A 13,415-nucleotide genomic window follows, 5' to 3' on the forward strand; every position below is an offset into this window, starting at 1 on the left:
CGAGGCCGAAGCCAATTACTATGCAGCACTTGAGAACCGCGATATGGCTGCATAACCCTATTGAAACTGCCTCCGGAAAACCCGGGACGGTTCAAGATGTTGTAAATACTGTTTCAAATTTCCCCATAAGTGCTGGCGCAAAATTCCCCAGCGCGGATGTGGTGATCAGCCATTGAGTTGATCGACAGCTCCATGTTTTGGCGGCCTGCCACGGCGCTTTGGTGCGGGCGGCGGCATCAGGTTGGCATGGGCCCGAGTGTGTTCGGGGATGAGATCGGCATGCTGACGCAGACGATAGCTAGCCCCCTCGATCTGAACGACGACGGCATGGTGAAGCAGCCGATCGAGCAGCGCGGTGGCGACGACAGGGTCGCCGAAGACCTCGCCCCATTCGGCAAATCCGCGGTTGGAGGTCAGGATCATGGCGCCCTTTTCGTAGCGGGCGTTGACGAGCTGGAAGAAGAGGTTGGCGCCGCCCGGCGTGATGGGCAGATAGCCGATTTCATCGACGATCAGCAGCGAAGCGCGGGTGTAGAACCGGATTTTCTCGACCAGACGGCCCTCACGTTCGGCCTTGGTAAGCGTCTCGATCAGCTCGGCCAGTGAGCAACGATAGACGCTGCGCCCGGCCCTGACGGCGGCCACGCCGATGGCGGTGGCCAGATGCGACTTTCCGGTGCCGGGCGGCCCGAGAAAATGTAGCACCTCGGCCCGGTTGATGAACTCGAGCTGGGCCAGCGCGGTGATGCGATGCCGGTCGAGCGAGGGCTGGAAGGAGAAGTCGAAGCTTTCGATGGTTTTGATCGGCATGAGGCGGGCGGTGCGCAGCGCCACACCAATGCGTCGCCCCTCGCGCAGGTTCAGCTCCTCGGCCAGCAGATCGTCGATGGCCTCGATGGCGCTGATCTCGCCCTTTTCCAGCCTGCCCAGCGTGTGATCGAGCGTTTCGAGCGCACGTGCCATATGCAGAGCCAGCAGGCTTTGCCGAATGCGTTCGGTAACTGACATCATGCGGCACCTTTGGCATTGAGGCTGGCGAGGCGCTCACCCACTGCGCCGTAAAAGGCCAGAGGGCGCTGAAGGATCGGCACCGTCGGTGTCGCGGGTAGCATCTCGGCACGTTTCTTCGGCTGGGCCTTGCGATGCCCTGGCTCGATCCGCTTGCGGTTTTTGCCTTCCAGCACGGGATGTCGGGCGATGAGTTGCCCCTCCTCGAAGATCCGGACCTCATGGGTATGGTGCTGGACCTCCACCACGCGACGGCGGACGGTGTCGGGCACGCTGTAGTAATTGCCGGCCACCGCGACCATCCCCTCGCAGCTGATCCGCCGCTCGACGGTCAGGACCGCATCGTAGCGCAGGGCCGGCAATGGGCGCAGATGAGGCTGCTCCTCCGCAAAATGCTCGCGCACGATCCGTCCCGTGGTGGCATGCTGCCTGGCGTTGGCGGTGTCCGTGCGCCAGACATCGAACTGGGCGTTGAGATCATCGAGATCGCGGAAGCTGCGGCCGAGGAAAAAGTCCTGCCGGATGTAGCGGAAAGGCCGCTCGACCTTGCCCTTGGTCTTGGCCCGATAGGGCTGGCAGGCCTTGGGTGCGCTGCCATAATGGGCCAGCAGCGCCACCAGCGAGGCATTGTAGGTCACCACGCCAGCAGCATCCTCGCCGATGACGGCGGTCTTCATGCGGTCATAGAGGATTTCCGTGCAGCAGCCCGCCATCGCCTCAAAGGCAGCGATGTGGCAGCGCATCACCGTTTCCAGCCCCTGATTGGGGCAGAACCGCCCCCATAGCCAACGGCTGTGCCCCAGCACCATGCTGAACAGCCAGACCTTGCGCACAACGCCTGGCTCGCTGGTGAAGACCGTCTGGAATTCCGCGAAATCGACCTGGGCCTGAACACCAGCGCTCGTCTCGAAGCGCCGTTCATAGGTTTTGGGCACCGGCGGCCTGATCTGGCGCAGATATTCCGTCAGCGACGAATAGGCTCCCTTGTAGCCCCTATCACGGATCTCGCGATGCAGCCTGCGCGAAGACAGGCCAGGATAGGCTGCCATCCGGTCCAGAAGATACTGGCGATGCGGCTCCACCGCACTGACTACCGGTTTGCGCGGAGAGTAGGCTGGCACCTCCAACCCACTTGCCAGATATTTCTTCACCGTCTTGCGGTCGAGCCCGGTCTGGCGCGCGATGGCGCTGATACTGAGACCCTGCCTCTTGAGTTCCTGGATCAAAACGACCTCCCTCAGTCCTATCACCTGCCCGCCCTTCCTTCGGCATCAGCAGGGATAAATGTGCCGCGTGATCGTCATGGGGGCATGCCCCCATGACGATCACGTGCAGTCCTCAAACTGGGGAATTTTCAACCAGCACATTTGGGGAGATTACGACCAGCACTCACAGAGTCGTCGTAGGATTTGAAGATGCGGTTCGACAGCCAGTTGTCGCGCATGAACTGCCAGATGTTTTCGACCGGGTTGAGCTCGGGACGTTTGGCGGGAAGCGCGATGATGGTGATGTTGCCGGGCACCGCGAGTTTGCCAGTGGTATGCCATCCGGCCTGATCCATCAGCACGACCGCGTGCGCGCCCGGCGCGACGGCGAGCGATATCTCGGCGAGGTGCAAGGCCATGGTTTCGGTGTTGCAGAAGGGCAGAACGAGACCGGCACCCTTGTCCTGTTCCGGGCAGATCGCGTCGAAGATGTAGGCCAACTTCGTCCGTTGGTCCTTGGGCGCCGACGGCCGTGTCCCACGTCTTGCCCAACGCCGGGTGATCTTGTTCTTCTGGCCTACGCGGGCGTCGTCCTGGAACCAGATCTCTATGGGCTTGCCTTTCGGGAGGGCGGTTCTGACCTTTGCCAGGTCGGCAGCGAAGCCCGCTTTTTGAAGGCCTCCATCGCATGTTCGTTCTGGGCGTGGTGACGCGGTCGCGCGGTAAGTTTCACGTAGCCCAGCTTCTTCAGCTCCCAGCTGACAGTGGTCTCGTCGAGCGAGACGGCAAATTCGTCATGGAGCCACTGAACCAGATCGATCAGGCGCCAGCGCACGACGCCATGGACGACCGGGATCGGGCCGCGCTCGACAATATCGATCAATGCCTGGCGCTGCGCATCGTTGAGCCTCGAACGGGGGCCGGGTGCCTTGCCATCAAGCAAGCCGTCGGGACCACGGGCATTGAACCGCAGAACCCAGTCCCGCACAATCTGAAGTCCGACACCACCCATCCGCGCGGCAGCACTCCGGCTCCCGCCATAGTAAATCTCGGCCAGGGCCAGTAGGCGACGCGCCTGATTCGCGCTCTTCGTCGTCCGCGACAATTGGCGCAGTGACGCACCATCAAAATCGCCCCGCAAACCAATCGCTGTCCCCATGGCGCCGATCTCCAATGTGCCGGCGCCATTGAGTCAGATTTCAGCCGCCTTGGGAATCCCCCGTGAGTCAGTCACTGCGCAGGTTGGTATTAGCTCTGCGATTCTCTCCGGCCTTGGAGCGCGATCCTTACCTTGCCTTCAGTCGAAAAATGCCGGCGAGTAGCGCGGGGAATATCCTTCACCACCGCCTCAACGGGCTTCGGGTTGGCTTGGCAACCGATTTTGCGCAGCAGGAATTAGGTCTCATCTACGTTCCTTACGTCACTACGACGAGACCACTCCCTTCGTTATCTGTACGCTTCGTCTGAATCAGAAATGCTTACATGGAACGATCCGCGTTAACCTTTATCGATAGCAAAAATGATTCAGGCGATCAGAGTATACGCAATTTAAACTGAAGATTAGTTTTTGCCTGGAGTGTAGTAATGAGAATATTTCTCATCATAATAGTAACTGCCCACAGACCGTGCACCAGGATCAACCATCGAGAGCACAGCACCCACCAAGTTGGAGCCATCGCTCTTAAGCGCGTTGACTGCCGATTCAACAACATGCTGCGGGGTATCGTCCCATTTGACGATTAGAACGACTGCATCAGAAAGTGCAGCAATAAATCGGCCGTCAGCAAGTCCCAAGAGAGGCGGCAAATCGAGAATGACGGCCTCATAGCGCTCGGATAGCGCGCTCAACAAGTCGTTCATTGTCTGATTGCCAAACAGATTTTCGGAGCTGAAATAAGGCGCGCGGACAAGGATCTGATCCAGCCCATCCAAACCTGAAGGCTGGATGGCCTCGTCCAGTGTGATCGAGCCCTGCAGCAACTCCACGGTCCCGGCAATGTCCGAAACGTTACTCGCAATCTGACGCAACTGAGCCCGGCGGACGTCGACATCGAGAAGGATAGTCTTGCTGCCATTCAGAGCCATCGTGCGCGCCAGCGCCAAGGCCGTCGTAGTTTTGCCTTCGGATGGCATTGCCGACGTCAGCGCAATCAGCTTGGGACGCGCGACCCCTGCCTTAACACCCACAATCGATGCGCGGATGTTCCGCAGTGCCTCGGCAAATTGAGACGTCGGCTTCTCCAGCAGGTTGTCAGCCGGACGCTCCGTTTTCTTCAGCGCCGGAATCGCACCGATAAGCGGGATACCAAGCGTGCCTTCGATGTCCTCGACACTGCGTACGCCTGCGACCATCAGTTCCTGCGCCGTAATCACGGCGACACCGGCGCCAAGGCCAACAAGCAGGGAAACGAGGAACAGAAGCGGCTTGTTCGGAAATGCCGGCGCAGCCGGCGTTTCAGCGGCGTCAATAATTCGTGCCTGAGCAATCGAGTTCTGCGACGCTTGGCGGCTCTCCATTGCGAGTGAGGCTGCCTTGTCATAGGCGGAATGCTTGGAATCGGCGTCACGTTGAAGGCTATCAGCGGTTACTCGCGCCCGCACGTCCTGCGCCTGCTGGCTTTCTAGCCCTGCCATCTCCTGACGGAGCCCGCGAACCTGCGCATCGCCAGCTACTGCTTTCGCTTCCAGCGAACGAATGATGCGGCTTGCTTCGTCCCGGATCTGCACATCAATTTGGGCGAGCTGATCCTTGACACGAATTGCGTCGGGGTAACGCGGACCATAGCGATTTTCAATCTGGCTTAGGTCGCGGGTCACTTCAGCGCGCTGACGGCGCAGATCAATGATGGTCTGCGAGTCAAGAACATCGGCAACGGCGTCGATGCGGCCTGCGCGCACCTGTGCTTTGGCCATCGCGGCCTGCGCCCTAGCGGCTTCTGCCTGAGCCTGCGCGACACTCAATTGCGTTGCGAGGGGACCGACCTGCTGGTCGAGGATCGTCGTCTGAGCGTTGTTGCCGCTCTTGACGATGCTGTGCTCGGCCTGGAACGCTGCAACCTTATCGTCGGCGGCTCGGGCTTCGTTGGCAAGCTCTTGCAACCGCTGCTCGAAGAACTGGAACTGCCTTGCTGCCGTCCCAATGTTGGTATCTACGCGAGTGTCGAGATAGGCGGTGGCGAAGGCATTGGCGATCGCTGCCGACTTAGCCGCATCACGGTCACGATAGCGGATGCCAATGATATAGGTGAGCTTTTCACGGCTCACCGAGAGGTTCCCCATGACCTGGCGCGTCACCTGGTCGAGCTTTTCAGACTCGCTAAGGGGCGCGTCCTTCTTTTCCGCCTTGATAAATCCTTGGCTGAATTCTGGATCCTGGGTTAAATTGAGACGCTTCACCACCGTCCGCGCAAGATCGAGCGAATTGATCACTGAGACTTCAGTCTCGATCGCCTCACTTGCAAGCTGTGCCTGCGCATCGGACGCACTGCGGGCCAAGGGGTTGCGAGAGGGATCGATCTGCAATCGGACCAAGCCTTCGTATACGGGCGTCAACGACAATGTTGCAGCCACGCCAAGCACTGTCACGCCGGCGGCGACCAAACCGAGCGTCAATATCCGGCGTTTCACGACATCGCGGGCCGTGCGAATGACATCGGCCAGACGTGCCTCGTAGTTTGCCGTGTCGTTCATGACTTTCATTGTTGCGTCGCCCCTTGCCGTGACACACTTCGCATAATTTCGAAAAAATTCATATACATGATCATAGCCTTAGCTGGATGGCTGCCTGTCCACTAAACTCGTTGAAGGATACGCTTCCCGAGTTGTTCGTGGGGCGCCCGCGCCCAAAGCCCAGACCAATGGTCAGAGTGGTATACCGATCGGCTTGATAAGCGCCCTGAAAGCGGACCTGCGCGATGGACTGGCCCAGACGATCACTTTTTTCAACGGGGCTACGCTGTATCAACAACGCATTGGCCGATAGTAACAAGTTCCTCAACAGCGCATGATCCACCCCAGCAGACCAGGTCACATCGCGGTATGCACCGGTAGTAACGTTGTAATTGATGTCCTGAAACGCACTACGGGCCCCAAGAGTAACCGTTGTCAGCGGGGAAACGAACAATTGAAGATTGGATTCAAAGGTAAGTCCACCCACATTTCCATAGCGTGCAGCATCATATAGTCGACGCGTATAGCCAAGCCCCACCTTGCCGCGAAGCAGGCCTGAGAGATCCAACGACAGACCACCGATCAAGCGATAAGTATTACCATCACGGTTGGCGGAACCATCCGACCTCAGCGCGAGATAATGCGTATGGTCGGCGTTGACCTGCAGATACACTGCTATGCTAGGCGTAAACGCATAATCGCCCTGCAGCGCAACCCGCTCGATATTTCTATCACGCTCAGCCTGGCTACGAACGGAACCGTCTGTGAAAGTGACGTTGTTAAAACGGAAAGAATAATGCTCGACAGCCCCAGTCAAGCGGGCCTGGCTGGCCTCGTAGACAACTGAAAGCGCCGGATTGAAGCGGGTGTACTGCGACAGCACGGAAGCATTGACGGTCAGTTCGCTAAGGTACGGCGTTTCGGCTTGGCGGTCGAGATTGAGTTTTGCCCGAAGCTTAAGTTCTTTTGAGATATCCAGATCGCCCACGCTAGCGATCGTGTATTCCTGCCGATTGCGCAAACTCTGATGGAGGTAACGCACAATGTCCATGCCGGCATTCAACGAAAAATTATGGCGCGACCAGTCCGAATACGCCCGCAACTGCGGCTTGAGCGTAAATAGCGCATCAGAGACCTTACCGACGTTGTTGACATAGACGTTGTCGGTCGCGCCAGAAGCGAATGATATCGCCGGAAAAAGCTCGACCCCCCCAGCGCGAACCCCGACTGGAAGGAAATGCGGATCGACGTCCTCGACGACGCTCTTATTCCGGCCTCGATCGAAATCGACCGGGACAAATGGATCGACGAGGGTGGTGACGGATTGGGCATGGCCTACCGTCGGACACACGATGATCGCAGCAAGTGACAGAGCAAAGTAAGATTTCGGCAGAACTGACTGCCAAGGGACATACGCGCAACGCAAAGTTCGCCGCGCAGGCCAACCGGCATCACAGCGATCAATTTCGAGCAGCCGGACAACGCCTCCGCTTTGATGTGCCCCCTCTGGCATGCACCAGCTCAGAAATAACGCTCGCCAAGGCGGATTGTATCGCCCGGCAAGATCCGAAGCGAGGAGGTCAGATCATATTCGGTTTCCGCCGCCTCGCCGAACTTGCGAATGAAGACCACGGTCCGCTTCGCGCGCGGAGTGTACCCGCCGGCCGTAGCAATCGCATTAAGCGCAGTCATGCCATTCGCATAGGGATACTGACCAGGCTTCTCGACCTCACCGAGGATGAAGAATGGTCGGTAAACCGACACTTCCATCGCCACGCTAGGCTTGAGAAGATAACCATCAGCCAGCTTTGCCGCGAACTCATCCGCGACCAACTTGGTAGTTTTCCCCTGAGCTACTAGATCGCCGACCAGTGGCAGCGAGATCGTCCCATCGGATCCCACGGCAAACTCGCCAGAAAGGTTGGGCTCGTTGAACACGGTCACCCTGACCTTGTCACCTGCGCCAAGCAGATAGGTTTCGTTCACATCGGCCGCGAGCTGATATCGCTCACCCGACGAAACGCGCAAACCGCTCGCCCCCGCACAGCCAGCAAGGGCCACGAGCGCCAGGAATGTCAGATACCTACACAATCCCACGAATTTAACGCCCTTCCGATTTTTGGCCTACCTCTAAGCGTGTAATCAGCTAATTCAAATTGTTCAAGCCCCGAATTATCGCCAGCAAACCGACGTCAAAGGCGCATCGCCAAGAACAAATTGTAACAAAAAACGGAATTTCTGAAAAAATTCCGCTGAATTCTAGAAAATTTTGATGAAATCATCCAATAATTATACCTAAACTTCAAATCCACACTTCAATATTTACTGATTTTTTACCGCATATGTCATTTTTTTTATTTCACTTCTTCTATAATTACTTTTATAAATAATTGCCACCTTGACCCCACAACGAACACCGAGCGCAGCGGCTCAAGCGCGCTTCTTCGCAGGCGCAATATGCATCTTTCCCAGAAATCAATCCCACCCACGCCATGGGTCCGGCCTCGGCTACACATACGACACCCCATGACTGTGCCCGACTTACTCAACGCCGGTACCTTTGTGTGCCGGGCCAGCGCTGAACAAACGCGTCGGCCATGCTGGCGCATTACCCGCCTACCCGACTACATTGCTGCGTTGCAAAGGGCTTCAATGGCACCGGGTGGCAAGGGGCAGGCTCACCCCAAATCCAGCCTGAGCCTTTGTAGCCAATATAGACACGCCCAAAGACATCGGGATCAGCGCCGAGAACGGTCACCATATCCAGTGAACCTACAGGAAATTCGACGAGTCGCTGCCATGTCCTGGCATTGTCGATAGATCGCCAGATTCCGTACTGACCGACCACACGGCCGGAGATATAAATAGCGGGATAGTCCGCGCCCTTCGCCGCTTTGCCCAAAGCGATATCGTCGACGCGCGAGACGTCGTTCACCACTTCCCAGTGCGCCCCGCCATCGGTGCTGCGGCGCAACCGAGTATCCGTGGTGTAGGGAAAGGCGGAGGTGAAGAAGAGATGCCCTGCCTTGCCTGGCACCGCACGCAGCTTGGCAGCAAAGCCACTGCTGGGGGCGATCTCGCCATGGTATACCTGCGTCCAAGAGGCACCGCCATTTGTGGTCCGCCACAGCCCGGCAAGACGCTCGTTCGGCGCTTCCCCGCTGTGCACAAGATAGAACGTCGCCGGCTTAGCCTTGTCGGCGGCCAGAGTCTTGCGCTGGTTCCATGTCCCGAAGAACGAACCGGTATTGTCACCGATCGCACCCTCGAGCTGTACCGGATGCCAGGTGGCGCCCCGGTCAGTCGTATAGAATGGCGTGCGGTTGCGCCCTGGCGCCCAGACAATGTTGTCGCGGTTGTCTGACGCCACGGCGATGGTTCCGTAAGACATACGCCACGGATCGTCCGGCTTGGTTCCGGGCGGCGTTGGCAATGTTGCAAACTTCGTCCAGCTATTGCCGCCGTCCGTGCTGTAGCCAGCCATGACCGCATTGCCGTCGTCCGAGCAGCATTGCCGGGTGTCGGAAGCGTTGGTGACCAGGAAACTCGGGTCTGCCGGCGTCCAGTCTATCTGTTGTACCGCAATGAATGACCGACGCGGGACGAACCGCGTAGAAAAGGCGGCAAGATCCGCTTTGATGTGCGTGCCGAAATCCCAGCCGGAAAACAGCGGCGCGTGTCCCGGCGCCTGGGTTATGTCATTGGCGACGAGTTCTTCGATGCCGCGCGTCTGGCTGACCCACTCGAGATTGGTCGTACCTGGCTGAAGGTCAGCGTAAAAAACGCCCATACCTTCTGCCACCCAGATTCGGTTGGGGCGTACCGGATCAAAAAGCAGGTCGCCCGTGGAGAAAAAGGAGCCATTGGCGATCTTAAGCCAAGGCGGATCACCTTGCCCCACCTTTGCCGACGCCGAGAGCGTTGCCCAGTTCGCGCCCGCGTCCTCGCTGACATAGCCGCTGCCAGAAATATCGGAGACCACGATCCGATCGCTCCGGGGATCGACTGCAACGGCAGCGTAAGGCGCTGCACGCAGGTTCTTTTCCTTCACCAGATCGTGCCAGACGCCATCTCTGTACTGCCAGATTGTCTTGCCGGTCCCGTCTGCAGCAATGAAGCCGCCCTTGTGATCGAAAGCACCACGGTTGAGCGACGTCGGAGCGATGCCGGCACTGGGCAAAGGCGCGAAAGTAGCGCCCTGGTCGCGCGAGACATACATGCCGCGCCCCGAAACGAAGGCAAAGACGCGTGCGCCAGACGCTCTGTTTGCCGTGTCGAACCAGACCTGGGAGCCCGGCGCCTGCATGCCCTCGGCCTGCGGATTGCGATCGACGCTCGCAGGAAGCGAGGTTACACGACGCCAGGACCGGCCCGCATCGCTGCTGCGCCACATCCCATCGGCTGGCGAACCGAGCAGAACGATATCCGGATTGCCTGGGTCGACAGCGAGGAATGGTCCGTAGAGACGCCAATCGCTATTGGCATCCCACGTCAGCGGGAATGGATTGCCTTCACTTGCAACAACCCAGGATTGGCCACGGTCGTCCGAGCGATAGACCTGGCCCTTGATTGCCAGGTAAATGCGGTCCGGGCGGGACGGCGCAACAGCAACCTCGAAAGCGCCGGTGGCAACGCCGTCCTGGACCCGGTTCATCGCAGGCATAGTCGCAGATGTAACGAGCTGCACCCAGCGGTTTGCCGCACTGTCCCACAAATAGGCGCCGTAGACGTCGGCTCGCGCAACAAACGTTTTGCCAGCCGGATCCATGGACAGGCCCGTGATGAAGCCACCACCGCCGACAGCCACGGCCGACCAGCGATAGGCCTCGTTGGCAACCGGGCCGCCGGCCTGTGAAAGAGCCGGCGGGGGCGTCGTGGCCAGAGGTTCAGGATCGTTGCGATGCAGATAGGCAGCCGCGCCTGCCGCGATGGCGGCCAAGGCCAGAGCCGCCCCGCTCCAGGCCATTACTTTGCGCCCCCGGCGCTTGGGCTGAACGAACTGTTCGAAACGAATGTTCTGGCGATCGCGGGGCACTGCTGCTTCCTTGGTTGTCCCGGGCAAATGGCGTCAGAAAAGCCGGCGCACGAGGTCGTCGCGACTTCAGTCATGAGTCTTGGTGGCAAGGTACCAGAAGGCCCTGGGATTGGTCGTGAGATAGCGCCATCCCAGGCGGATCGGCTCGCGCGCTCCCCGGTATGCCCATTCGAGCGCAGCCCGACGCATCCAGATCGGCGCACGCGAGACCCCTGCCCCATAGTAATCGAACAAGCCGCCGCAGGTATGAATCCAGGCGACGCCTTCGAGTTGATCGCGACACTCCAGGGCAATGGCTTCCTGAAGTCCACAGCCAAGCCCCAGCCATAGAACATCGGCACCGGAACGGCGAATGTCGGCGCAGATACCAGCAAGCTCACGATGTTCGAAGTACCCATTGCGAGCGCCAACAACTTCAAGGCCGGGGTATCGCGCCTGCAAATACGCGGCTGCGCGTTCAGCCACCCCGGCACGCGCCCCGAGGAAGTAAAAGCGAGTACCAGCGCGCGCCGCCTCCGCCGAGGCATCAAGAATAAAATCTGTTGTCGCCAAGCGTTCGGGCAGTGGATGGGTGCAAAACATCCGGCTCGCATAGACCAACGGCATGCCGTCAGCGTTGATCAGGTCCATCTGATCGATCAGAGCGCGGAAGGCTGGCTGCGAGTGGTACATTGCGATCGTATTGCCGTTGGCAGACGTAATGACCCGTGGCCGTTGCAGGTCGCCCGATCGCGCTCTGGCGGTATCGCGCACCATGATGCGGCACATCTGTTCGCGCGTCAAACGCACGATTGGCAGTCCGGCGACCGTGACAGTCTCGGGATGGGAGAACCAGTCGGCAGAATCCAACACGCGGATCACTTCGGCGCTCAATTCCAGATCGTCGGATTTATCGATCAAGCGTGCACCTCGGGAGCCCTGAGCGGGGTTCAGTTAATGACCTCTTTGCAACGATTTTGCCGCAATGCAACAGAATAAGACAGCCGCGGTATCGCCTCACCGGACGCGGTATCCTCGGAACCGCAATACTTATAGACGGTGATTGTCAAAAAGCGAACGCCTTGTCTCCCGACCGGCTAACGTTAGCGGCGTACGTCCTGGGGGCCAAATCGGCCTGCTCCCACACCAAGGCTCAGAATACCACGAAAGGAAAAGCGTTGCTGCAGCCGCCGCTGCAAAACCTGATGCTGGCCCTCACTCTGCGCCGCCAGATGATGAGTTAAGACGACAGCCACCAGCAGCATGATCTGCACCGGCGTGCTACCCAGCAACGACGACTCGCTCAAATTGTGCATCGCACAATAAAAGATGGTCGCAGCCAGAATCGCGCGACGTGAACGGCTGATCTGCCAAGCGGACAGCAGCTTGAATACTGGCCAGACTAGCATTGCGAAGATGGCAAGCGTCAGACCGGGCAGACCGATTGTCACCAGCATGTCCAGATATCCATTATGACCATGGCCAACAAACTTTGCGACCCAGCCGCTATCGAGCTTGTAGACCGGACTGGCTGGCCCAATTTGCCAGAACGCCGCGTAGCCGGTTCCAAACCAAGGATTCTCGCGCGCATATTCAAAAAGAATATGCCAGATTCGTCCGCGCCCCGTAAACGCGCGCGGATCGTCGAGCATCCGCGCGACGCTCGGTGAAGACACCAAGAACGCGATACCCACGCATAGCACCGTGAGCGCTCCGGCCCACACGAAAAAGCGCTGACGCGGGTTATAATAGAGCATGAGATATCCAACCAAGATCGCAGGCGGCAGCACCAGCATCGAGGTCTTGGAGTTGGTCTTGTACAGGAAAAAGCCGGACAGCAGGATCACCGGAATGCAGATGAGCCATGACAGGCGGCGGCGATCGAACAGGAAGAGCAGGATCGTCATTGCCATGACCGGACCTGCAGCGTTCTTGTGACTGAAGACCCCGCGCCAGTCGCCCGCGGTCGTATCGGTATCGCCCAGCACGGCGGTGTGTACTGCCAGAGGGCTGAAAAAGACAGCCAGAAAACTGGCAAGCACGAGCCCGACGAGAATCCAACGCAACAAGCTGAGCGTGCGGACAGCACCAAGATCACCGACTACCCGAACCACCACCCACGTGGTGAGGCCGAACGAGATCAACCGGCGAAGTGAGATCAGCGGAACGAGAGACCAACTGATCGAAAGCAGACAATAGCCAAGGAGTAACCACAGGGTCAGCGGCATGGCCATCGGCGGCCGGGTGCCTTCGAAATCGATCTGCGCAATGAGCAGAAGCGCACAGGCCCCCAGCATGCCCAGCTGGCGAAAGGCATCGCCACCTGCACTGTCACCGCTGGCCGACGTAGCGAAGAACAAGCTGGTTCCCACTGCCGTCATCATCAACAGGACGAACGCGCCGACGGACAGCAAGCGACGCCTCGCCATCTCCACATTGCGGCGGTCTTCCAGCATCAGGCGCCTTGCGCCAGTGGAGAGCCTTACCATGGCGCAACGCCCGGCATCACGCGGGTCGGA

8 protein-coding genes and 1 pseudogene are annotated in these 13,415 nt (G+C 58.9%); all 9 read right to left on the reverse strand.

What is annotated here, in order from left to right; genetic code table 11:
• Positions 1-165 precede the first annotated feature (165 nt).
• Positions 166-1,011: an IS21-like element helper ATPase IstB gene (gene istB, locus FHW97_RS18760; protein WP_169042310.1), complete on the reverse strand. Its 846-nt coding sequence runs from the start codon at positions 1,009-1,011 to the stop codon at positions 166-168.
• Entirely contained in the window at positions 1,008-2,258 is a 1,251-nt protein-coding gene (gene istA / locus FHW97_RS18765) for an IS21 family transposase (protein WP_171799454.1), read from the reverse strand. Before istA ends, istB begins: the two co-directional genes overlap by 4 nt.
• A 149-nt stretch (positions 2,259-2,407) precedes the next feature.
• Positions 2,408-3,372, reverse strand: a pseudogene (locus FHW97_RS22150) (IS630 family transposase); the annotation flags it as partial.
• Positions 3,373-3,773: 401 nt separating this feature from the next.
• A complete protein-coding gene (locus tag FHW97_RS18780; protein WP_169042169.1) occupies positions 3,774-5,912 on the reverse strand; it encodes a GNVR domain-containing protein in 2,139 nt (712 codons plus the stop codon).
• Positions 5,913-5,973: 61 nt separating this feature from the next.
• Positions 5,974-7,395 carry an outer membrane beta-barrel protein gene (locus tag FHW97_RS18785; RefSeq protein ID WP_169042170.1) on the reverse strand — a complete coding sequence of 474 codons (1,422 nt, stop codon included), beginning with the start codon at positions 7,393-7,395 and terminating at the stop codon, positions 5,974-5,976.
• 8 nt (positions 7,396-7,403) lie between these two features.
• On the reverse strand, positions 7,404-7,868 hold the full coding sequence (locus FHW97_RS18790; RefSeq protein WP_370525476.1) for a polysaccharide biosynthesis/export family protein: 465 nt from the start codon (positions 7,866-7,868) through the stop codon (positions 7,404-7,406).
• 622 nt (positions 7,869-8,490) lie between these two features.
• On the reverse strand, positions 8,491-10,917 hold the full coding sequence (locus FHW97_RS18795; RefSeq protein WP_171799457.1) for a sialidase family protein: 2,427 nt from the start codon (positions 10,915-10,917) through the stop codon (positions 8,491-8,493).
• A gap of 66 nt (positions 10,918-10,983) precedes the next feature.
• Positions 10,984-11,817: a WecB/TagA/CpsF family glycosyltransferase gene (locus FHW97_RS18800; protein WP_253941883.1), complete on the reverse strand. Its 834-nt coding sequence runs from the start codon at positions 11,815-11,817 to the stop codon at positions 10,984-10,986.
• 182 nt (positions 11,818-11,999) lie between these two features.
• The gene (locus tag FHW97_RS18805) at positions 12,000-13,352 is read right to left on the reverse strand and encodes an O-antigen ligase (RefSeq protein ID WP_171799458.1); all 1,353 of its coding nucleotides are present in this window, start codon (positions 13,350-13,352) and stop codon (positions 12,000-12,002) included.
• Positions 13,353-13,415 lie beyond the last annotated feature (63 nt).

Origin of the sequence: Novosphingobium sp. SG754 (assembly GCF_013149315.1) — a bacterium.
Taxonomy (GTDB): Bacteria; Pseudomonadota; Alphaproteobacteria; order Sphingomonadales; family Sphingomonadaceae; genus Novosphingobium; species Novosphingobium capsulatum.

Excerpts from the sequence above, each read along its gene's own strand:
- FHW97_RS18805 (WP_171799458.1), bottom strand. The coding sequence starts at position 13,352 with ATGCTGGAAGACCGCCGCAATGTGGAGATGGCGAGGCGTCGCTTGCTG.
- istB (WP_169042310.1), bottom strand. The coding sequence starts at position 1,011 with ATGATGTCAGTTACCGAACGCATTCGGCAAAGCCTGCTGGCTCTGCAT.
- FHW97_RS18780 (WP_169042169.1), bottom strand. The coding sequence starts at position 5,912 with ATGAAAGTCATGAACGACACGGCAAACTACGAGGCACGTCTGGCCGAT.
- FHW97_RS18785 (WP_169042170.1), bottom strand. The coding sequence starts at position 7,395 with ATGCCAGAGGGGGCACATCAAAGCGGAGGCGTTGTCCGGCTGCTCGAA.